Raw genomic sequence first — 22566 nt, 5'->3', positions numbered from 1 at the left:
CCGAGCATGGGCTCGGCTCTACAGTAGATCCACGCCATGCGTGGATGAAGTGCCCGAGGTGCCGACCAAGGTCGGCACCCACCAGGATAGGCCTGCCGTTACTTCCCCAGCGTGACCTCATCCAGCACCCACATCGCCGGGCGCGTGTCGCCGGTGAAGTTGATGCACAGGTCACCGGTGCCCTGGGAGCCCTTCGGCAGCGTCGCACGCAGCGTCACGAAGCCATCGGCATCCGGCGTGGCCGGCAGCGGCACTTCGGCCAGCACCTTGCCGCTGCAGTCGCCGCGACGCACCAGCATCTCGCCATGCGCACGCTTGGCCTTCTCGAAGCGACGCTTGGGCTCGTCGTGGGCCAGCTGGAAGTAGTACGGAATACGCCCCGCGCGGACTTCCACGCTGCCGATGCCGTCCAGCGGTGCCTGTGGCCAGCGCCAGCATGGCTGGAAGATGTCCACGTTGAACACTGCGCGGTTTCCCTCGCGCGGGCCATCGTCTTCCAGGCGCAGCACCAGCCCCTTCTTGCCTACGCAGCTGAGCAGTTCGTCACTGCGGCGGCTGAGCAGCGATTGCGCACTGAAGTCCGCGACCGTCGGCTTCGCCGCCAGCATCTGGCCCTGGTAGAACGCGGCGGCCTGCACCGTGGTCGGCAGCGTACTGGTCAGCGGCTGCTGGTACAGCGGCGACTGCGCCGTCACCGGCTGGCCATCGGTGCTGTAGCGCACCTCATAGCCCAGCGGGTTGGCCAGCGACACGGTCACCGTGTTGGCGGCGCGGTTGTCGGTGTAGTCCACGCCCACTTCGAACGGGGTCTGCGCGTAGGCCAGGCCCCAGGCGCGGTAGCGTTGCAGCTGCGCGGGCAGGCGCGCGAGGAAATCGCGGAAGTCGCGATGCTCCGGCGTGCTCCAGCCGGTCTCGGCCACCGCGGCCAGGCGTGGGAACAGGTTGTGCTGCAGGCGCGCATAGGTGCGCGTGTGTTCGGTGAACATGTTGGCCTGCAGGCCGAGGATGTGCCCGCGCTTGTCAGCGGCCAGCTCGGCCGGCACGGGCTCGAAGTTGTACAGCTTGGCGAGGTTGACCTGGGCCGGGCGGCCCGGCGGTTCGTTCGGCGAGGCCGTCTGCAGGTAATCCAGATAGAGGTAGCCCACCGGCGACATGACCACGTCATGGCCAGCACTGGCCGCGGCCAGGCCACCTTCGGTGCCCTGCCAGGACATCACCGTGGCCTGCGGCGGCAGCCCGCCTTCAAGGATTTCATCCCAGCCGATCAGGCGCCGGTCGTGCTCCTCCAGGAAGGTCTCCAGGCGCTTGATGATGTGGCTCTGCATGGCCATTTCATCCTTGATGCCCAGCGCACGCATGCGCTGCTGGACCTGCCTGGAGGCTTCCCACTGGTCCTTGACCGCCTCGTCGCCGCCGACGTGCACGTACTTGGACGGGAACAGTTCGATCACTTCCTCCAGTACGTTCTCGAGGAAGGTGACAGTGCTGTCTTCCACGTTGAACAGGTTCGGGAACACGCCCCATTCGCTGATCGGCTTCAGCGGGGTATTGATCGAACCCAGTTCCGGGTATGCGGCAATCGCTGCGGTCGCGTGCCCCGGCACATCGATTTCCGGAATCACCTGGATATGCAGCTTCGCGGCATAGGCAATCACTTCGCGGATCTGGTCCTGCGTGTAGAAGCCGCAATACGGATGCTCCTTGCCAGTGACCGGATCGATGCCACCGTCGCCGGCCGGCAGGCGGCAGCTGCCCACTCCGGTCAGCTTCGGATAGCGCTTGATCTCCATGCGCCAACCCTGGTCATCGGTCAGGTGCCAATGGAAGGTGTTGAGCTTGTGCGCGGCCATTGCGTCGAGCACGCGCTTGATCTCGTCCAGGCTCTGGAAATGCCGCGCCGAGTCGAGCATGAAACCGCGCCAGCTGAAGCGTGGCGCGTCCTGGATCTGCACCGCTGGCAGCACGCCGTTGCTGCCGCCGGTGGCGAGCTGGGCGAGGGTGGTTGCGCCATAGAACAGGCCGGTTTCGTTACCGGCCTGTACCACTACGCCCTGTGCGGTGCTTTCCAGCGTGTAGCCCTCGCCGCTGTCGCGGAAGGTGGGCACGATCTGGAAGCGGATGCCACCGGTCCTGGCCGCCGCCTTGCCCTTGGCCAGCCCCAGGCGCGGGCCGCCACTGCGCGCCAGCAGGTCGGCGAACTGGCTGGCGACGCGCTGTGCGGCCTCGCCTTCGGCCTGCAGCACGGTATCGGCGCGCACGGTGATGCCGCTGCCCTGGCCAGGCTGCACATTGCTGGGGGCGGGAATCAGCATCAGGCTGCCGGCACGCAGCTGCGGGCCGGGTGCCTCAGCGGCCGGCATGGGGGCGGCGGCAAGTGCCGGCAGTGCCGGCAACAGGGCGAGCAGGCTGCCCAGCAGCACTGCGCTGCGCATCCGGGCGCGGGAAGGCTTGACCATCGGTACGACTCCTTGGAACGGTGCGATGAACGCTATACATGAAAAACGCCGGGCCCGGAATGACCCAGGCCCGGCGTGCGTGCACGACTCGGCGATGTTGCCGCCGCTGGATCAGTACTTGAAGCGGAAGTTGAGGTAGTACTGGCGACCGTTGCTGTAGAACGAGGTCGGGATGGCCGCAGTCTGGTAGTACTTGTAGGTCGGGTTGTTGAGGTTCAGGCCATCCAGGGTGATGCTCAGCCAGTCGGTGGCCTTGTAGCTCAGCGACGCCGACAGCGTGCCGAAGTCATCCTGGTAGTACGGATTGGTGCCCGACAGGCTGATCAGGAACGAGGAACGGCGGGTATAGCTGACGCGGGCGCCAAAGCGCTCGTTCTCGAAGTAGGCACCCACGTTGTAGGTGTTCTTCGAGGTGCCCAGCAGGTTGTGCGAGCCGTCCGACCAGGTGTGCGAGGTGGTGCCGTTGGCGTAGGTGTAATTGGCATTGACGCCGAAGTACTCGCCGATCGGCTGTTCGTAGGCCACTTCCACGCCGGTGACCTTGCCGTCCGCATTGATCGGGGTGGAGATCTGGTAGGTCTCAAGCTGGTTGGTCAGTTCGCTGTACAGCTGGCGCGAGACCACGTCGAAGGCGATGTAGTCCTTCAGGTTCATGTGGTACGCGCCCACCGACAGCAGGCCGCGCGGCATGAAGTACCACTCCAGGTTGGCGTCCAGGTTGGTCGACAGGGTCGGCTTGAGGTTCGGATTGCCACCGCCGCCGGTGCGGTTCAGGTCCGAACCGTACGAGGAGGCACCCAGTGCCGAGTAGTCCGGCAGGGTCTGGGTCTGCGAGGCGGCGACGCGCAGCACCAGCGAGTCGTCCAGGTCGAACTTGATGTTGGCGCTGGGCAATACGCGGTTGCGCTTGTTCTGGAAGGCCAGGCGCTCCCACATGCCGAACAGGCTGCTGACATCGGCATCGGCGGCCTTGCTGACGGCGTTGTAGGTGTCGATGTCCTGCTTGATGTTGACGTAGCGCAGGCCGACGTTGCCGCTCCACCAGTCGCCGCGGAAGTTGGCCTGCACGTAGCCGGCGAAGTTCTTTTCCTTCACCTTCCACTCGGCGCCATAGTTGTGGCGACCGGTCGGGCCATCATTGCCGGCCAGCCAGGTGGAGTTGTTGGTCACCGCGTCCTTCAGCGCGCCCGGGGTGAAGTACCAGAGGTTGCGCGGGAAGGTGCCGCCGATGTCACCGGCAAAGCCGCTGGGATAGTTGGCCGTCGCACCGTTCTTCAGCGCCCTCCAGATGTCACCCGGGGTTGCACCTTCCGGCGACAGCGCTTCGCGCTTGTGGTCGGCGAAACGCAGGCCGAAGTCGATCGAGCTCAGCACGCCGCCATCGTTGAAGTACTGGTTGAAGTCGAGCGTGGCCCACTTCTCCTTGTCTTCAGCGGTGACCTGCTGGTTGCCCCAGGTGCCGAAGCTGGTCACGCCGTTGGGCGAGATGTCGCCGCCGACGTTCCAGTCGATCGGCGAGCCATTGCCGTGGGTAGCCCAGCTGGCGCCGCCGCCGTTGGCCAGGGTGACCTCGGCGATGTACTGGCGCGGCGTCTCGCCGGTACCCTTGGTGCTGCCGGCCTGGAACTTGGCGGTCAGGCTGTCGCTGATCTGCCAGTCGGCATCGAAGGTGACATAGCTCGACTTGGCCTTCGACTCGCGGTAGATCATGTCGTACACCGCATAGTCGGTGCCGGGCACGCCCTTGTAGTTGGCGTTGGTCAGCACGCCGTCCTTGACCACATAGCCCGGATCCGGCGCCTGCGACTTGGCGAAGCTGTTGCCGAACATCATGAAGTTGCGGTTGTAGTTGTTCGCCTTCAGCTCGGAGCTGAAACCATTGAGGCCGAGGGTGAGGCTGTCGCTCGGCTTGAACTGCAGCGAGACCAGGCCGCCCTTGCGCTCGCGGGTCTGTTCGAAAAGGGTCGAACCCAGCAGGCCCGGAACGTTGACGCCGATCAGGTCCGGATTGGTCTTGGCGACCGGATCGTTTGCGCCGATCTTGAAGAAGCCACCCGGGATTTCCTGCGCTTCACGGCGCAGTTCGCGCTTCTGGCTGAAGCCCTGCACCATCACGCCGAAGGTGCCTTCGTCGTTCTTGTAGTTGAACAGCGCCGAATATTGCGGGTCGTTCGACTTGGCCTGGTCCGAGCGCACCAGGCCGATCGAGCCTTCCGCGGTGAACGGCTTGGAGAATTCCAGTGGCTTGCGGGTGATGATGTTGACGGTACCGGTGGTGCCGCCGTCCTGCAGCTTGGCCTGCGAGGACTTGTTCACTTCCACCGAGCTGACCAGTTCGGACGGCAGCAGCGAGTAGCTGACGCTGCGGCCAACGTTGTTGCCCTGGCTGAGCACGAACCAGTCGGCCGAACCGACGGTGTGGCCGTTGATCAGGGTCTGGGTCAGGCTCGGGCTGGTGCCGCGCAGGCTGACACGGTCGGCTTCGTCGAAACCGCCTTCATCGGCGCTGGACGAGCTGATGTTGACGCCCGGCAGGCGCTGCAGGGTGTCGGCGACGTTGTGCGCCGGCAGCTTGCCCACGTCCTCGGCGGTGACCACTTCCACGCGCGCATTGGCTTCGCGCTTGGTGTCCAGCGATTTTTCCATCGAGCCACGGATGCCGGTAACGGTCACGGTGTCCAGGTCGGTGGCGGTCGGGGCAGCCTGCTGCGCGTGCGCACTGAAGGCGATGCAGCTGACGATGGCGGCCGAAAGCAGGGTCTTGCGGGTATTCATGATGTCTCTCCTCATCACTCGATTGGATGCCGGCGGCGGTGTTCGATAACGGTTGCGATGACATGCGCGGGGCGGCGGCGAAGTCCCGTGCGTTGGCGTGCCACGTACTGCGTGCTGCGATTGCGTTGAAGCCTGTTGCGGTGTCAGGCGGCCGACTGCTGCTGCAGGTACCAGCTGGCAGCGCCGACCACGCCCAGCTGGCCGTGCTCGACAACCTTCACCGGGATGCGTGCCAGCGCTTCGCCCATCGGCCCCTTCTGCAGGTAGCGTTCGACGAAGGTGCTGGCGTGCAGGTATTCGCGGATCTGCGGCAGGATGCCGCCGGCCAGGTAGACGCCACCGTGGGCACCATAGAACAGGGCCATGTCGCCGATGGTGCTGCCGAGCAGGCCGCAGAACACATCCAGCGCCTGGCGCGCGTGCGCATCGGTATCGGCCATGGCGGCGGCGGTGACCGCATCGGGGCTGGCCAGCGTCGGTGCCTGCCCCTGCAGCGCGCACACCGCGCGGTACAGGTTCATCAGGCCGGGGCCGGAGATCGCATGTTCGATCGACACGTGGGCGCGGTCGCGCTGCATGTGGCGGACGATGGCCATTTCCAGTTCGGTGCTGGCCGCCAGGGTCGGCTGGCCGGCTTCGGTCGGCAGGACCACCGGACCATGCGCAGTGGGGATCCACAGCGCGGCGCCGAGGCCGGTGCCGGGGCCGACCACCAGGGTCGGGCCACGCGTGCCGGTGTCCGGCCCGCACAGGTGCAGCACGCCGCTGGCGTCCACCTGCGCAGCGGCATAGGCCACCGCTTCGAAGTCGTTGACGATGTAGACCCGCTGCAGGCCGACATCGGCCTCCACCTGGCGCGCCGACAGTGGCCACGGCAGGTTGGCGGTGATCACCGTGCCGTCCTCGCGGGCGTAGCCGGCGCTGGCAACCACGCAGTGCGTGGGGCGTGGGCCTTCGCCCAGGAAGTCGGACAGGATCGCGCTGAGACCGGCGTGGTCGGCGTTGCGGTACTTGCGGTATTCCAGCACCTGCACCGGATGGGCGGCATCGCCGCTGGCCTGGACCCGGGCCACGCGCACATGGGTGCCACCGACGTCGGCGGCCAGGAACGAGGGCGCGACGCGGGACAGGACATGGGCCGGGGCGGGGTGGCTGGCGGTCACGCGGGCTCCTGCTGCAGGTGGGGCCGGCCCCGGGATCGGGAGCGGCGATTGGGCCGGAGTCTGTAACCGCGCTGACAACGATGTCAACGAGTTCGTGACACTTTCGTTGCTGCGCCGCAACGAATGCGCCACGTGGTAAACGTTTACATGGCGTGAATGCGGGATTCACGCGGGAACCGTTGTGCCATGGGGCTCAAGCCGCGCAGCGCATTCAGCGAGATGCACGGCGACCGCCTTGCGCAGTGCAACATGAGGCGCAGGGGGCGTCGGACGGAAGTTGACAAACCGCAGCTGTCCATCGAAAGAATGTGACAACGTTGTTCCCAGCCACTCTCCGACGCCGCGTTCTGCGGCCGTCGCCGCAGGAGCCCTCCTGATGTCCGCCGTCCCCGCTGCAAGCGCGCGCCCGAACGTGGCCACCTCCATCGCCATCGTCGGCGTGTTGTTCTTCCTGATCGGCTTCTTCACCTGGCTCAACGGCCCGTTGATCACCTTCGTCAAGCTGGCCTTCGAACTCAGCGAGGTCGGCGCCTTCCTGGTTCTGATGGTGTTCTACCTGTCCTACTTCTTCCTGGCCCTGCCGGCGTCGTGGATCCTGCGCCGCACCGGCATGAAGAAGGGCCTGAGCCTGAGCCTGCTGGTGATGGCCGGTGGTGCCGCCCTGTTCGGCGAATTCGCCACCCAGCGCTGGTACCCCGGCGCACTGGGCGGCCTGTTCGTGATCGGCAGCGGCCTGGCCCTGCTGCAGACGGCCATCAACCCGTACATCTCGATCCTTGGGCCGATTGAAACTGCGGCACGCCGCATCGCGCTGATGGGCATCTGCAACAAGATCGCCGGCATGCTGGCGCCGGTGCTGATCGGCACCCTGGTGCTGCATGGCATCGGCGACCTGGACAAGCAGGTGCAGGCCGCCGACGCGGTCACCAAGGTCGCGCTGCTCAACGAATTCGCCGCCAAGATCCATGCGCCGTACCTGGCGATGGCCGCGCTGCTGGTGGTGCTGGCGGTGGCCGTGCTGTTCTCGCCTCTGCCGGAGATCAAGTCCTCCGAAGCCAATGCAACGCCGTCAGGTGCACCAGGAACCGCCGAGCGCCGCAGCATCTTCCAGTTCCCGCATCTGTGGCTGGGCGTGCTGTGCCTGTTCGTGTACGTAGGCGTGGAGGTCATGGCTGGTGATGCGATCGGCACCTACGGCCACGGTTTCGGCTTGCCGCTGGACCAGACCAAGATGTTCACCTCGCTGACGCTGGGTGCGATGTTGGCCGGCTACGTGGTCGGCCTGCTGGCGATCCCCGGCCTGGTCTCGCAGTCGCGCTACCTGACCATTTCGGCAGTGATGGGCGTGGTGTTCTGCCTGGGCGCCTGGGCTACGCACGGCTACGTCTCGGTGGGCTTCGTGGCGCTGCTGGGCTTTGCCAACGCCATGATGTGGCCGGCCATCTTCCCGCTGGCGATCCGCGGCCTGGGCCGCTTCACCGAGACCGGCTCGGCCCTGCTGGTGATGGGCATCGCCGGCGGCGCGATCATTCCGCAGCTGTTCGCCGTGCTCAAGCAGCACATCGACTTCCAGCTGGTGTTCGTGCTGCTGATGGTGCCGTGCTACCTGTACATCCTGTTCTATTCGGTGGTCGGCCACCGCGCCGGCCTGCCGCAGGACAAGGTCTGATCGGCGATGATGGACGGCAGCCAACCCCAGGGAAAACCGATGCGCAGAGCGACCATCAAGGACGTTGCGGAGAAGGCCAAGGTCTCGCTGAAGACGGTCTCGCGGGTGATCAACAACGAGCCCTCGGTGATGCAGGCCACCCGCGCGCGGGTGCTGCGTGCCATCGCCGAGCTGGACTACGAGCCCGATCCGTCCGCGCGCAACCTGCGCAGCGGCACCACCTTCGTGATCGGGCTGGTCTACGACAACCCGAACCCGTACCACATCATCGGCGTGCAGAACGGCGTGCTCGCCGCCTGCCGCGAGACCGGGTTCGGCCTGCAGATCCATCCCTGCGATTCCAGTTCGCCGCTGCTGGCCGATGAACTGGCTGACTGGGTGCAGCGTTCGCGCCTGGCCGGGCTGGTGCTGACCGCACCGATGTCCGAGCGCCGCGACCTGATCCAGGCGCTGACCGCGCGTGGCATCAAGCTGGTGCGCATCATTGCGGCCACCGAAGATCCGGCCGACGGTGCCTGCGTGTTCGTCGACGACCGCGAGGCCGCCTACGAGATCACCGAACACCTGATCCAGCTGGGGCACCAGCGCATCGGCTTCCTCTGGGGCGGCAGCTCGCACCGCTCCTCGGGCGAACGCTATGCCGGTTATGAGGCCGCGTTGAAGGACTACGGCATGACCGTGGACAAGCACCTGGTGGTGCAGGGCGACTACACCTTCGACGACGGTTTCCGTGGCGCGCGCCGCCTGCTGGCGCTGCGCGAACCGCCAACCGCCATCTTCGGTTCCAACGACGAAATCGCTGCCGGCGTGCTGGCCGCCGCCAAGTCGGCCGGCATGAACGTGCCCTACGACCTGTCCATTGCCGGTTTCGAGGACAGCCCGTTCTCGCGCCAGTCGTGGCCGCCGCTGACCACCGCCAAGCAGGCCACCGAAGACATCGCCCGCCATGCCGCGCGCCTGCTGATCGCGCAGCTGCGCAGCGACGCCTACGACGATGCGCCGGCACCGCTGCACAACCAGGGCTTCGTGCCGCAGCTGGTGGTGCGCGGTTCGACCGCGCCGATGCGCCCGGCCGGCGCACGCCCCCTTCCTTCCGATCCTGCCTGAGCCTGCCATGTCGCTGTCAGACCCCACCGCTACCCTGATGTTCGCCGAGGCCGCTGAAGCGGCCGACGTGGTTGCCCGCCAGTTCTCGCGAAACCACGCCACCCTGGAAACCCTGGCCGCCAGCCTGCGTGCCGCGCCGCCGCCGTTCGTGGTCACCTGTGCACGCGGCAGCTCAGACCACGCCGCCACCTATGGCAAGTACCTGCTGGAAACCCAGCTGGGGCTGGTGGTCGCGTCGGCATCGCCATCGGTGGGCTCGGTCTACGCCGCACCATTGCAGCTGCGCGGCGCACTGTTCATCGTCATCTCGCAGTCGGGCAAGAGCCCGGACCTGCTGCGCAACGCCGAGGCGGCCAAGGCCGCCGGCGCGCGCGTGATCGCGCTGGTCAACGTCGAGGATTCACCGCTGGCGCAGTTGGCCGACACGGTCATCCCGCTGCATGCCGGCCCCGAGAAGAGCGTTGCAGCGACCAAGAGCTACCTGGCCTCGCTGGCCGCATTGCTGCAGCTGGCCGCGTACTGGAAGCAGGACAGCAGCCTGCGTGCGGCGCTGGACCTGCTGCCGGACGCGATGCGTGAAGCCTGGCAGTGCGACTGGAGCGCGGTGACCGAGGGCCTGGTCGAGGCCACCAACCTGTTCGTGCTCGGCCGCGGCCTGGGCCTGGGTGCGGCGCAGGAAGCGGCGCTGAAGTTCAAGGAAACCTGCAGCCTGCACGCCGAAGCCTACAGCTCGGCCGAGGTCAAGCACGGCCCGATGGCGCTGGTCGGCCGTGGCTTCCCGGTGCTGGCCTTCGCCCAGCCGGACGAGACCGGCGCCGGTACCCGTGCGGTGGTCGATGAATTCAACGCACGTGGTGCGCAGGTGTGGATGGCCGGTGCCGGCGGCAACCTGCCGGTGGCCGCCGCGCCGCATCCGCTGTGCGCACCGCTATTGACCGTGCAGAGCTTCTATCGCGCCATCAATGCGCTGGCGCTGCGCCGTGGCTTCAACCCGGACCTGCCGCCGCATCTGAACAAGGTTACGGAGACGGTGTGATGGCGACGGTGCTGCGCAATGCCCGCATCCTGGCCGGCGATGAGTTCCGCGACGACCTGGCGGTGGTGATCGAGGACGGTCGCATCAGCGCGCTGCTGCCCGATGCCGCGCCGCAGCTGGGCCACGCGGCCGAGCAGGTGGACCTGGGGGGCGGCTGGCTGCTGCCCGGCTTCATCGATGTGCAGGTCAATGGCGGCGGCGGCGCGCTGTTCAACAACACGCCGGACGTGGCGGCACTGCGCACCATCGCGCAGGCGCACCGCCGCTTCGGTACCACCGCGATGCTGCCGACGCTGATCAGCGATGACGTGGCGGTGATGCGCGAAGCCATCGGTGCAATGCGCGAGGCCATCACGCAGGGCGTGCCGGGCGTGATCGGCATCCATCTGGAGGGGCCGTACATCGCGCCGGCGCGCAAGGGCACGCATGATGCCAGCAAGTTCCGCGTGCCGGACGAAGCGGAGATTGCGCTGGCCGCATCGCTGGATAACGGCGTGACCCTGCTGACGCTGGCGCCGGAGCGCGTGCCGCTGGAGACCATCCGTGCGCTGGTCGAGCGTGGCGTGATCGTCGCTGCTGGGCACACTGCAGGCACCTACGAAGAGATCCGCGCCGGCCTGGATGCCGGCGTGCGCGGCTTCACCCATCTGTACAACGCGATGTCGCCGTTGCAAGGGCGTGAGCCCGGCGCGGTGGGCGCTGCGCTGGAAGACCGCGACAGCTGGATCGGCATCATCGTCGATGGCGTTCACGTGCACCCGGCCAGCCTTCGCGTGGCGTTGGCGGCCAAGCCGCGCGGTCGCCTGCTGCTGGTGACCGATGCGATGCCGCCGGTTGGAGCCGACGATCCCAGCTACGTGCTGTATGGCGAAACCATCACCGCCATCGATGGCGTGGTGCGCAATGCCGCCGGTTCGTTGGCCGGCTCGGCGCTGGACATGGCCACCGCCGTGCGCAATACCGTGCAGCTGCTCGGCCAACCGCTGGCCGAAGCGGCGCGCATGGCGTCGACCTATCCGGCGCAGTTCCTCAACGTCGACGACCGCCTTGGCCACATCGCCGAGGGCTACCAGGCCGACCTGGTGCTGCTGGACGACGCCCTGCAGGTCCGTGGTACCTGGATTGCCGGACAGTACGAGGCCGCCTGATGAACAGTATGCCGCCACGCCGTCTGGGCTCGATCGATGCCCTGCGCGGCATCACCGTGGCGGCGATGCTGCTGGTCAACAATCCGGGCGACTGGAGTGCGGTGTTCGCGCCGCTGCGTCACTCGGAATGGCATGGCTGCACGCCCACCGACCTGGTGTTCCCGTTCTTCCTGTTCCTGGTGGGTGTGTCGATGGCCTTCAGCGTGGCACCGCGCGCGCTGGATGCCGCTGCACGGCCAGCATTGGCGCGCGGGGTGCTGGAGCGTGCACTGCGCATCCTGCTCGCCGGCGCGTTGCTGCACCTGTTGATCTGGTGGGCGCTGCATACCCATCACTTCCGCATCTGGGGCGTGCTGCAGCGGATTGCGGTGTGCGCAGCGTTGGTGGGTGTTCTGGCGGTGTATGCGCGGCCGCGCGTGCAGGCTGGCGTGCTGGTCACGCTGCTGGTGGGCTACACCGTGCTGCTGCTGGGCATCGGTGATCTGGCGCCATGGACCAACCCGGCCAGCCGCCTGGACACCACGCTGTTCGCACCGTGGATCTACCAGTGGCACGCCGATACCGGACTGGGCCATGACCCGGAAGGATTGCTGAGCACGCTGGGTGCGCTGGCCAGTACCGTGCTCGGCCTGATTGCCGGTGGCCTGCTGCGCAACGGTCGTGCGGCGGCATTGGCTGGCCTGGGTGTGGCAACCGCCGTGCTGGGGCTGCTGCTGGCCATGGTGCTGCCGTTGAACAAGCAGCTGTGGACGCCCAGCTATGTGCTGTGGACCGGCGGCCTGGCCGCGCTGGCGCTGTGGCTGGGCCATGTGTTGATCGACCAGAAGCGATGGCCGCCGCTGGGCCGCCGTTTCGGGGTCAACGCAATTACCGCCTATCTTGGCGCATCGGTGATGTCGGTGGCGCTGATGGCGACCGGCGCGTGGGGCTGGATCTGGCAGCAACTGGCCGCCGCGATGCCGCACGCGCTCGAGCTGGCGTCGATGCTGCAGGCGCTGGCGTTCGTCGCGCTGTGGTGGGGCGTGGCGTGGTGGCTGGACCGGCGGAAGATCTATCTGAAGATCTGACGGCTCCGGGTCGGATCCCTTTCCGCAGGAAAGGGCTCTGACCCAACCCGGGAGGCCACCTCATCCAGGCATGGGCATGACCCCGCAAAGATGAACGATTTCAGGCACGTAGAGGTGGGGTGATGCCCGATCAAGTTCGCATCTGAACTGTGATGATCGGCACGCAAATTCACCTGCCGAAACCGTTCACCATGGCGCAGACTTCGCTCGCAGTACCGCATATCCGCAGTTCCTGATCCCCTGTCCAGGAGTGCTGTATGTCCCGTGCCGTCCCGCGCGCCGTGCGTATGCGCCGCCTCACTGTTTCCGTACTGCAGGCTTTGGCTGTTCCCTCCGTCATGCTGTTGACCGCCAGCGCCGCCTGGGCCGGCTGTGACAGCGTCGCCCCCGTCGCCGGCCAGACGGTCACCTGCGATGCCAATGCGCCGAACCCTCAGACCGTTCCCGTCACCGCCAATGGCGCCGCCGGCATCACCGTCACTGTCGCCAGCACGGCGCAGCTGCAGCAAAGCGGTGGCAGCAGCGCGATTTCGCTTGTCGGGGCCGGTGGGCACCTGTTGTCCAACCTGGGCACGATCAGTTCGGTGGGCGGCGTGGCGGTCCAGCTCGGTGGCGGCAGCCGCGTCGAGAACTCGGGCAGCATCAGCACCGGCAACAACACCGCCCTGCAGTTCGTCGGCGCGGGCGACAGCGTGCTGGTCAACCGCGGAACGATCAGCGGGCGCACCGGCGTGCAGTTCGGTGCCGGCAATGATCGCCTGGACATGCAGGCTGGCAGCATCAGCGGCAGTGTGCTGCAGGGCGATGGCAATGATGCGCTGCTGCTGGGCAACGGTACGATCGACAGCGTCGACCAGGGCAGTGGCGATGACCAGATGACCGTCACCGGCGGCACCGTCACCGGCGTGGTGGCGCAGGGCAGTGGCCGCGATGATTTCGTCATGAGTGGCGGCACGGTCGGCGCGCTGCAGCAGGGCGACAACATCGATACCTTCCGCATGAGCGGTGGCCGCATCATCGGTGCGTTCGAGGATGGTGACCAGGCGTGGATGACCGCTGGCCGCATCGGCCGGGTCAACATGAAGCTGGACAAGAACCTGTGGGACCAGTCCGGCGGCACCGTGGACGGCAACGTGGTGACCGGCTTCGATACCGACACCATCATCATCTCGGGTACCGCCTACATCGGCGGCAACATCAGCGTCAGCGGCGGCAACGACAGCGTGACCATCACCGACGGCACCGTGCGCGGGCAGGTACTGCTCAGTACCGGCAACGACACCTTCAACTGGAATGGCGGCGGCATCGTCTACGGCGCGATCGACATGGGGCCGGACAGCGACGTCGCCAACCTCGGCAACCTCAACCAGGGCAACCTGGGGGCGGTGCCGCTGTTCGACGGTGGCGGTGGCATCGACCAGCTCAACCTCAGCAACGTCAAGACCGCCGGCGTAGGCCGTTTCCAGAACTGGGAGACGCTGCGCCTGGCCAACAGCACCGAGCTGACCTTTGATGGCGACCTGGTGCTGGGCGACAGCAGTACCGGCACCGGAACGCTGACGGTGGATGACACCAGCACCGTCTACGCGGGCAGTGGCGGCCATGCAGTCCGTCCGTTCAACAGTGGTGCACTGGTGGAGATGGTCAATGCCGGGCGCATCGACCTGACCGGCACCGGCGCAGGCGACGTGTTCACCGTGCGTGGCAACTACCGTGGTGACGGCGGTGGCCTGTACCTGCGTACCGTGCTGGGCGCGGACAATTCCAGCAGCGACCGCCTGGTGATCGATGGCGGAACCGCCACCGGTACCACCGGCATCGGCGTGCTCAATGCCGGCGGCAGCGGCGCCGCCACGCTGGCCGATGGCATCCTGGTGGTGCAGGCCTTGAATGGTGGCCGCACTGCGCCGGGCGCGTTCTCGCTGTTCGCACCGGTTGCAGCCGGTGCCTACGAGTACTTCCTGTTCAAGGGTGGTGTCAGCGCCGGCACCAGCGAGAACTGGTACCTGCGATCGACGCTGGTGACCGGACCAACGCCGGCACCCAACGGCGGCGGCACTGCCACGCCACCGCCGCTGACGCCGCCGGTCGCACCGCCGCCGGCGATCACCCCGGCACCGCCGCCGCCGCCTGAAGGCGCTACCGATCCGAACCTGACCGCCGGCGAGGCCGCGCCGCCACCGCCGCCACCGGAACCGGCGCCGGTGGCGCCGCCCAGCGACCCGGCGGTGCCGGACGTGCCGGTGGCCGGCGGTGCGTTGCCCGGTACCGGCACCCCACCAACGCCGGGTGCACGCCCGGCCGAAGGCGCGGTGGTGCCGCTGTACCGCGTGGAGACCGCCGCCTACGCCGTGGTGCCACCGCTGCTGCGCGAGACCTCGCTGGCCAGCCTCGGTACCTTCCACGAGCGGCAGGGCGAACAGCGCCTGCTGTACAACCAGGGCATATTCCGCACCGCCTGGGGCCGGTTGGTGGGGCAGAGCAGCGAGATCCACTGGAAGGATGATGCGCAGCCGGGCTTCGATGGCGATGTGATGGGCCTGCAGGCCGGTCTCGACGTGTGGGCTGCGGCGTCTGACAACCACCGCAACCAGATCGGCGTATTCGTTGGCCGCACCCGCGCGCAGGGCAAGACCACGGGTCTGGCACTGGGCTGGGAGAACGTGCAGGTAGGCCAGAACCGCCTGGATGACAAGCACGTGGGCCTGTACTGGACCTTCACCGATAGCAGTGGGGGTTACATCGACGCCGTGGCGATGCAGAGCCGCTACGACGGCCGCGTGCGTTCCTCGCGTGGGCTCGGCTTCGGCCTGAGCGGCGACGGCACCAGCGTGTCGGTGGAGGCCGGCAAGCCGCTGCTGCACTTCGGGCAGTCCGCATGGTGGCTGGAACCGCAGGTGCAGGTGATCTGGCAGCGCACTTCGCTGGATGACCGTCGCGATGAAGTATCGAGCGTGCGCTTCGACAACGACAACGCCTGGACCGGCCGCATCGGCCTGCGCTTGGCGGGCGATTACCAGTTGGCCGACAACGGCTGGCAGCCGTATTTCAAGCTCAATTACTGGCATGGCCGTTCTGGTGAAGACCGCATCCGTTTCGACAACGACGTGATCGTCAATTCGCAGCGCTCACGCGCGCTGGAAGCCGGCGTGGGTGTGGTCGGGCGTTTCAACCGAACGATCAGCGCCTATGCCGTGGCCGACTACACGCGTGAACTGGGCAGCGACCGCAACGAGAAGCGCCGCGTCATTGAAGGCAACATCGGCCTGCGTGCGGACTGGTAGCGCCTAGTGCAGATGGCTGACCCGCTCTGGTAGGTGCCGACCTTGGTCGGCACGGATCCCACCGACGCCATGACGCCGCTCTGGCAGGTGCCGACCTTGGTCGGCACGAATCCCACCGGCGCCATGACACTGCTCTGGTAGGTGCCGACCTTGGTCGGCACGAATCCCACCGGTGCCATGACGTTGCTCTGGTAGGTGCCGACCTTGGTCGGCACGAATCCCACCGGCGCCATGACACTGCTCCGGTAGGTGCCGACCTTGGTCGGCACGAATCCCACCGGCGCCATGACACCGCTCTGGTAGGTGCCGACCTTGGTCGGCACGAATCCCACCGGCGCCATGACGCCGTTCTGGTAGGTGCCGACCTTGGTCGGCACGAATCCCACCGGCGCCACGACTCTGCTCTGGTAGGTGCCGACCTTGGTCGGCACGAATCCCACCGGCGCCATGACGTTGCTCTGGCAGGTGCCGACCTTGGTCGGCACGAATCCCACCGACGCCATGACCTCCGCGCAGCCGAGCATAGGCTCGGCTCTACAACAGCGGTGCGCATGCATCCGGTTCCACCAACGCCCCGGCATGATCGGCCAACACGACCACCGCATGTAGCAGCCCTTCCTCCACCTGCGGCGGACACTGCGCCTGCGCATCATCCATCTCGCGTGCCGACTGCGCCGCCAACAAGATGCCCCCACACGCAGACACTGCCGCCAGGCAGCGCGTTGCCTCGGCCAAGTCCCGGCCGCGCGCCTCGCTGAGTTGCTGCTCGCGCCACGCCTGGCCGTCGGCTGCGTGGTTGTGAGCGATGCCGCGCAACCGGGTGAAGAACGCCGATGGCGGCGCTTGTTCGTTGACTTCGGCGAGCGCACCTTCCAACGCTTCGGCTGCGGCGTTGGACAGCTGCAGGCCGGGCAGTGCACCGCCGAGCAGTGCATGCAGGCGTGGATAGGTGGGGTGGGGCGTGTTCATGGCGGCAACCTCACGAGGCGAGGCCACCTGCGGGATGCAAGGTGGCGGGCGGTGCGGGTTGGCGTGCCGGTGAAGCTCTTCACGAGGAATGACGCCGGCGGATCCGGGGATCCCCTCGCACCGCCCGCCGCAGAACGACGGACGGTGCATTGTTCGGGCCGGCAACGACGTTGCAAGCCTGCTCGTGAAAAACTTCATTCAGGACGCCAATCCCGACCAGCGCAGGAGGCGCCGGCAAAGCCACCTTGGCGTGTTGTACGCCGCGACGACATGGGCAAAGTTGTAATGTTGTGATCGCAGTGAGCGTGTCTGCCTGCAATCTGCGGAGGAGGCAAATACGACAGTTCGCGCGTGGCGCAAGCGATCATGCCCCGGTTATGCTGCGGTCCTGATTCAACGACAAGGAAGCGTCGCATGCAGGTTCGCAAGGGAGTGCGTCGCATCGGCGCGCTGATGCTCGTGTTGCTGGCGACCGGCGCCATGGCCGATACGCCAGGCGCGGTCGAGATGCCCTCGCCGGAGGCCCAGGCTGAGATCCTCAACCTGCTTGAACGCCAGGCGCTGTATCGCGACCGGGTGGACTGGCCCGCCATCCGCATCCGCCTGCAATCGGCGCAGGGGGATCCCGCGCAACGGCTGGCCGTTCTGCGCGAAGCCATTGCGCTCAGCACCGGCCACCATGGTGCGTGGACCACGACCCAGCGTCAGCGCGAATCCCTCGCGCGTGCGCAGCAGGCCGGTGCCGCCGCCGTGGACCGGGCCAAGGCCGCTGATGCGGTGGATGCGCGCATCGGCTGGGTGGTCATCGAGGGCTATGCCTCCTCGCCGGGCGCGACGCCGCAGGAAAAATTCCGCCAGGACATCCAGCGTGCCGCGCGGTGGCAGCAGGTCATCCGCAGCAAGGACGACGGCGCGCGCTGTGGCTGGATCGTTGACCTGCGGGACAACGGTGGCGGCTCCATGTGGCCGATGCTGCTGGGCATGGCACCGCTGCTGCGCACCTCGGTGGTGAACAATGAGGACGTCGGCGCGTTCGAAACCGCGCAAGGGCCGCAGCGCTGGACGTTGACGGCGACTGCGGTGCAGCTGGCGGGCAGGCCGCTGCTGGACTTCGGCCAGTCCGGCCATGTAGTGCGGCAGCCTGGCGCACCGGTGGCGGTGCTGTTCGGGCCCCGCACCGGCAGTTCGGGCGAGGCCTCGGTGCTGGCGTGGCGTGGCCGCCCGCAGGCGCGGAGTTTCGGCCAGCCGACCGCGGGCGTCTCCACCGGCAATGTCGTGCACACGCTTGCCGATGGCAGTCGCCTGCTGCTGACCACCAGCGTGATGCGGGACCGCAATGATCGTGGCGATGGCCTGAAGATCGAACCCGACCAGCGCGTCGAGGGTGACGCGGCCACTGTGGCCGCCGCCCAGGCCTGGCTGCTGGCCCAGCCCGCCTGCCAGGTCAACCGGACATGATCCTGATCGGCCAACAGGAACGGGTGCTGATCGTCGGCCCCACCGAAGCGCACCACTGCCTGCGCTGCCAGACGGAAACCGAGTTCGCTCCGCAGCTGCGCTACAAAATGGCGCGCATCGACCTGCTGTTCGGGTTCACCTACCAGCGGCGCTACGAGCTGGCCTGTACCCGGTGCGAGCACGGCTGGGTGCTGGATACCGAGACCATGGACCAGCAGCTGGGCGGGGTGCCGATCCCGTGGCGGCACCGCTTCGGCCTGCCGTTGATGCTGGTGGGGGTCGCTGCGCTGGCGGTGGCCGGTTGGATGTGGCGGCACGGATACATCGGTTGAGGACCGGGCCTGTTAAAGTCTGCCCTGCAACCACGTACCGGAACCGACCATGGACCACGACACCCCGTTCGAACCCCTCAACGACCTCGAGGTGCGCCTGCTGCAGGCCCAGGACGGCACGCTGACCGCAGCGCAGTTCCTCGACGGCCTGCTGACCTCGACGGCGTTCGTGCTGCTGGACAAGGCCATTGGTGAGGATGGCGCCTGGGACGAGAGCATCTCGCCGCTGGTGCTGACCAGCGAGAGCGGCGAGCCGATGTTCGCGGTGTTCACCGCGCCCGAGCGCGCCGGCCTGTGGCACGAGCAGCTGCCGCAGTTTGCCCATGCCATGCCGATCGCGGTGCACGCGCTGCTGGCCGGTATCGGCGACGGCGTCGGCCTGGTGCTGAACCCGGGCCTGGACGTGGGCATGGAGATGATTCCCGATGCCGTGGCCCAGCTGAAGCAGCGTGCGGCGGCGATTACCCGTGGGATGGCGCACTGAAGCCAGTGATATAGGGGTGCCGGCCAGCGGCCGGCACTACCCATGGGAGTCGGTGCGCGGCCGCCACGGCGGTTGCGGATCAGCGGGCGGCGGCGATGGCTTTCACCCGCGCCTTGGCCAGCGCTTCGCCGATGGCCGGGCCCTTCAGATGCGTGGTATCCAGATCCCGCGCCTGCACTGACAGCGCCGCTTGGTGCAGGCGCTTGAGCGTTTCGCCCTGGGGGTAGTCGGCGTCCTCGAAGCCGAGCCGGCCGCGCTTGTCGGCCTCGCAGCACAGTGCGATGCGGGCCACGCGTTCCGGCCGGCGCAGCGCATCACAGCGGCCCAGCAGTTCCAGCACGGTGGCATCGCGCAGTTCGTCGATGCGGTGCACGTTCAAGTGCTCGCGACACACCGCTTCGGCCAGCTGCTGGTGTTCGGCGGGAATCTTCAATCGTGCGCACAAGGCCTTCAGCGGCTTGATGCCGCGTTGCTCGTGCATGATGTGGCGCGGCCATTCCTCCGGCGGGGTCAGGCCCTTGCCCAGGTCATGGGTAAGCGCGGCAAAGCCGACCAGGTCATCGCCCGGCGCCAGCCTGGCAGCCATGTCGCTGACCATTTCCTGGTGGATGCCGGTATCGACTTCAGGGTGGAACTCGGCACGTTGCGGCACGCCATACAGCGCTTCCAGCTCGGGCAGGATCGGGCCCAGTGCCTGCGCATCGTGCAGCGTGCGCAGGAAGGCGGAGGGCCGTTCACTGACCAGCGCCTTGCGCAGCTCCTGCCAGACGCGCTCGGGCACCAGCGCGTCCAGCTCGCCGCTGGCGGCGACCTCGCGCATCAGCGCCATGGTCTCTTCGGCGACGGTGAAGCCCAGTGGTGCGAAGCGCGCCATGAAGCGCGCCGCGCGCAGCACACGCAATGGATCTTCCACGAACGCGGGGCCGACATGGCGCAGCACGCGTTGCTCGATATCGCGCACACCGCCGTAGGGATCGACCAGCGTGCCGGTGTCTTCGTCGCAGGCAATCGCGTTGATGCTGAAGTCGCGGCGCTGCAGGTCTTCTTCCAGCGTCACTGCCGGGTCGGCGTCGACCACGAAGCCGCGGTAGCCACGCCCGGATTTGCGCTCGGTGCGCGCCAGCGCGTATTCCTCACCTGTTTTCGGGTGCAGGAACACCGGGAAATCGCGGCCGACGGCGGTGAAGCCCTGCGCTTCCATCTGCGCGGGCGTGGCGCCGACCACCACCCAGTCGCGGTCGCCGGCAGGTCGCTGCAGCAGGCGGTCACGCACGGCGCCGCCGACAAGATAGATCTTCATGGCTGGAATCATCGCATGCCCGGCGCAGACGCACCGGTAGTGCCGGCCGCTGGCCGGCAACCGCAGTCACCCCGAAGCTGCCGGCCGGCGGCCTGCACTACCGATACAGCGTCCAGCCCGATCCAGGCCAGCAGGCTCATCGTTTCCCTCCCCAGCGAGTGGATGCCGGGGAATGCCGGCCAGCGGCCGGCAGTACTGTGTTGCGATCAATCGCCGCCCTGGTCGGCGTTGGCGGCGCAGCTGAAGCGCTTGCGCTTGTCCACCAGGCGGCCCATCAGGCGATCGCTCAGCGGCAGCGCATCACCATTGAGGCGCCAGTCGTAGATCACGCTGAAGGCCAGCACGCGGGCCACGTACTCGCGGGTTTCCTTGTAGCTGATGGTCTCGATCCACAGGTCCGGATCAAAGCCCGGGCGCTGGCTCTGCCAGCGTGCGGTCGGGGTCGGGCCGGCGTTGTACGCGGCGATGGTCACGTAGGGCAGGCCGTCGTACTTGTTCATCAGCTGGCGCAGGTAGGCGGTGCCGATGGCGATGTTGGTGTCCGGGTCGTACAGGCTGTCGGCGCCGCCGTAGCCGGTCAGGCCGATCGACTTGGCCACGCCGGCACCGGTGGCTGGCAGCACCTGCATCAGGCCCATGGCGTTGGCAGGCGAGCGCGCACGCGGGGTGAAGGTGCTCTCGGCGCGGATCTCCGCCGCCACCCAGGCCGGGTCGATTGCGTTGCGTGCCGATTCGCGGCGGATGGTGGCGTCGTGGTGCAGCGGGAAGCGCAGGTCGTACAGGCGCTGCTCCTGCGGCTGCTTGCCGAGCGCGAACACGGCGCGGTCGAACCAGCCGTTGTCCTGCGCCACGCGCACGGCGAGGCGACGCTGGGTGTCATCGAAGCGCGACAGTGCACTGTTCCATTCGGCCACGGCCCAGCCAGCGCGATCGATCTGGTACAACGCCATTGCGCGCTGGATGGCCGGGTCGCGCGCGATCACCGCCTGCGCCTGCGCGCTGTCGTTGGGCTGCCACGGGCACAGCGTGTAGCCCTGCTGCAGCTTGTCGGCGGCGAGGAAGCCGTGGAAGGTCGATGCACGCGCGGCCTCGCGGAACAGCGGCTGCGCCTGCTGGGCCTGGCCGGTCTTCTCCAGCATGCGGCCTTCGAAGTAGCGCCAGCGCGGGTCGCTGCGCTGCTTGCTGCCCATCTTGCGGATGGCGGTCAGTGCCGCGGGCCAGTCGCCGCGCGACATCGCTTCGCGCACGCGCCACTCGTGCAGGCGTTCGTCATAGGCCGACTCCGGCACCGCGTTGAGGCGGCGTGCCGAATCGGGCAGGTAGGACGCCACCGTCCACAGCGCGATCTGGTACAGCACCTGGCCCTGCTGGTCGGCACTCAGCCCCAGTGCCTGCGCGTACTGCGGCAGCTGCTGTTCGGTGGCGGCCGGGTCGGCCTTGGCCAGCTTGGCCAGGCCATCGGTGGCGATGCGCCGGCTGCGCTCGTTGCGCGGCCAGTTCAGGGCGCTGGCGTTGGGCTTGTCGACAAAGGCGGCGTAAGTGTTGGCCAGCGCCAGGTCGGTGGCAGGCAGGCCACGTGCGGCGCTGCGCATCACGGCCGGCTGCTGGGCGTCGGCGGCGGCATCGATCCGTTCCCAGCGCAGGGCGTCGCTCAGGCCGCCTTGTGCCTGCAGCACGGTGAACACCGCATCGCAGCTGTCCGGCAGCGGCTTGCCGTTCTTGCGCCACAGCTCCTGTGCTTCGCTGATCCACTGCGGATCGACCTTGCCGGTCACCTGGCGCGCGGTCAGCTGCGCACAGCGCAGGCCGGCGTTGTCGGTGGGCGCCCAGTTGGCCAGCAGGGTCGGCCAGTCCTGGCGGCGGGCGAGCGAGGGCAGCCACACGCGGCGGAACGTGCTGGCCACGGCCTGGCCCTCATAGCGCTTGAGGAAGGCCTGTGCCTGCGCGGTATCGACGGTGTCGATGTTGCGGCGCAGGTTGGCGTACTCCAGCCAGCCATACGCCGGATGGCGGCTGAGCGCAGCGGCCTGGCCAGGATCGAACTGGCCGCGTTCGGCGGCCGCGATCGCGGCTTTCAACTGCGCGTTCTGGGCATCGAGGGACTGGGCATTGGCGCAGCCGATCAGCAGCGTGGTGGCCAAGGGCAGCAGGGACAGGGCGGTCGAAGAGCGTCGGGTCATGGCATGCAGCATAGCGGGCAGTGGCTGAATTCAGTTTCGCATTGCGTGCACGCAATGCGTGGGCAACGATAGCTGAATGACTCCGCACAGGCCCCTGCCGCAGGCGGGCGCAGGCGTCGTAACGTCGGCCTTGGGCGA

Annotated in this window: 16 protein-coding genes; 9 read left to right on the top strand and 7 right to left on the bottom strand. The window is 67.6% G+C overall.

The genetic code is table 11. From position 1 onward, the window contains the following. Window positions 1-98: 98 nt before the first annotated feature. From AC5QAB_RS04425 to AC5QAB_RS04415, 3 genes are all read right to left on the bottom strand, one after another. Window positions 99-2456 (bottom strand): beta-N-acetylhexosaminidase, encoded by a 2358-nt coding sequence (locus tag AC5QAB_RS04425; protein ID WP_495233182.1) that lies wholly within the window; start codon window positions 2454-2456, stop codon window positions 99-101. A gap of 111 nt (window positions 2457-2567) precedes the next feature. Then, entirely contained in the window at window positions 2568-5231 is a 2664-nt protein-coding gene (locus AC5QAB_RS04420; protein WP_495233181.1) for a TonB-dependent receptor, read from the bottom strand. A 143-nt stretch (window positions 5232-5374) separates the two neighbouring features. Further along, window positions 5375-6394: a glucokinase family protein gene (locus tag AC5QAB_RS04415; RefSeq protein WP_049439954.1), complete on the bottom strand. Its 1020-nt coding sequence runs from the start codon at window positions 6392-6394 to the stop codon at window positions 5375-5377. A 376-nt stretch (window positions 6395-6770) separates the two neighbouring features. On the opposite strand from AC5QAB_RS04415, the gene AC5QAB_RS04410 reads away from it, so the two are divergent. The 6 genes from AC5QAB_RS04410 (at window position 6771) to AC5QAB_RS04385 (ending at window position 15705) form a co-directional block, all read left to right on the top strand. Continuing rightward, window positions 6771-8063, top strand: coding sequence for a sugar MFS transporter (locus tag AC5QAB_RS04410; RefSeq protein WP_032957346.1), 1293 nt, complete (start codon window positions 6771-6773; stop codon window positions 8061-8063). Between the two features lie 39 nt (window positions 8064-8102). Beyond that, on the top strand, window positions 8103-9170 hold the full coding sequence (locus AC5QAB_RS04405; protein ID WP_005411045.1) for a LacI family DNA-binding transcriptional regulator: 1068 nt from the start codon (window positions 8103-8105) through the stop codon (window positions 9168-9170). A 7-nt stretch (window positions 9171-9177) separates the two neighbouring features. Continuing rightward, a complete protein-coding gene (locus AC5QAB_RS04400; protein ID WP_100450616.1) occupies window positions 9178-10206 on the top strand; it encodes an SIS domain-containing protein in 1029 nt (342 codons plus the stop codon). Next, a complete protein-coding gene (nagA, locus tag AC5QAB_RS04395; protein WP_053495105.1) occupies window positions 10206-11354 on the top strand; it encodes an N-acetylglucosamine-6-phosphate deacetylase in 1149 nt (382 codons plus the stop codon). The genes AC5QAB_RS04400 and nagA overlap by 1 nt, the downstream gene beginning before the upstream one ends. Further along, window positions 11354-12421 carry an acyltransferase family protein gene (locus tag AC5QAB_RS04390; protein ID WP_495233180.1) on the top strand — a complete coding sequence of 356 codons (1068 nt, stop codon included), beginning with the start codon at window positions 11354-11356 and terminating at the stop codon, window positions 12419-12421. The genes nagA and AC5QAB_RS04390 overlap by 1 nt, the downstream gene beginning before the upstream one ends. A gap of 257 nt (window positions 12422-12678) precedes the next feature. Beyond that, window positions 12679-15705, top strand: a complete 3027-nt coding sequence (locus AC5QAB_RS04385) for an autotransporter family protein (protein WP_495233179.1) — start codon at window positions 12679-12681, stop codon at window positions 15703-15705. Here the strand turns inward: AC5QAB_RS04385 and AC5QAB_RS04380 are convergent. Further along, on the bottom strand, window positions 15624-16208 hold the full coding sequence (locus AC5QAB_RS04380; protein WP_262216799.1) for a hypothetical protein: 585 nt from the start codon (window positions 16206-16208) through the stop codon (window positions 15624-15626). The two genes, AC5QAB_RS04385 and AC5QAB_RS04380, sit on opposite strands and share 82 nt — an antisense overlap. A 31-nt stretch (window positions 16209-16239) precedes the next feature. Further along, window positions 16240-16674: a hypothetical protein gene (locus AC5QAB_RS04375; protein WP_049403913.1), complete on the bottom strand. Its 435-nt coding sequence runs from the start codon at window positions 16672-16674 to the stop codon at window positions 16240-16242. Window positions 16675-17088: 414 nt separating this feature from the next. Between AC5QAB_RS04375 and AC5QAB_RS04370 the strand changes: the two genes are divergently transcribed. Genes AC5QAB_RS04370 through AC5QAB_RS04360 form a run of 3 tightly spaced genes read left to right on the top strand, consistent with a single transcriptional unit; the run spans window position 17089 to window position 18948 of the window. Beyond that, window positions 17089-18132 (top strand): S41 family peptidase, encoded by a 1044-nt coding sequence (locus AC5QAB_RS04370; RefSeq protein ID WP_262216800.1) that lies wholly within the window; start codon window positions 17089-17091, stop codon window positions 18130-18132. Beyond that, complete coding sequence (locus AC5QAB_RS04365) at window positions 18129-18464, top strand: hypothetical protein (RefSeq protein ID WP_014648413.1); 336 nt, start codon at window positions 18129-18131, stop codon at window positions 18462-18464. The genes AC5QAB_RS04370 and AC5QAB_RS04365 overlap by 4 nt, the downstream gene beginning before the upstream one ends. 49 nt (window positions 18465-18513) lie before the next feature. Beyond that, window positions 18514-18948 (top strand): SseB family protein, encoded by a 435-nt coding sequence (locus tag AC5QAB_RS04360; RefSeq protein WP_005419309.1) that lies wholly within the window; start codon window positions 18514-18516, stop codon window positions 18946-18948. Between the two features lie 79 nt (window positions 18949-19027). Here the strand turns inward: AC5QAB_RS04360 and AC5QAB_RS04355 are convergent, their stop codons facing one another. Next, window positions 19028-20248 (bottom strand): multifunctional CCA addition/repair protein, encoded by a 1221-nt coding sequence (locus AC5QAB_RS04355; protein ID WP_495233178.1) that lies wholly within the window; start codon window positions 20246-20248, stop codon window positions 19028-19030. Window positions 20249-20454: 206 nt separating this feature from the next. After that, window positions 20455-22440, bottom strand: coding sequence for a transglycosylase SLT domain-containing protein (locus AC5QAB_RS04350; RefSeq protein WP_495233177.1), 1986 nt, complete (start codon window positions 22438-22440; stop codon window positions 20455-20457). Between the last annotated feature and the right edge of the window lie 126 nt (window positions 22441-22566).

This window comes from Stenotrophomonas sp. YJH_SMC_127 (assembly GCF_059372445.1).
The sequence above is the reverse complement of the archived record's forward strand: the minus strand, read 5'-3'. Positions and strand labels throughout refer to the sequence as shown.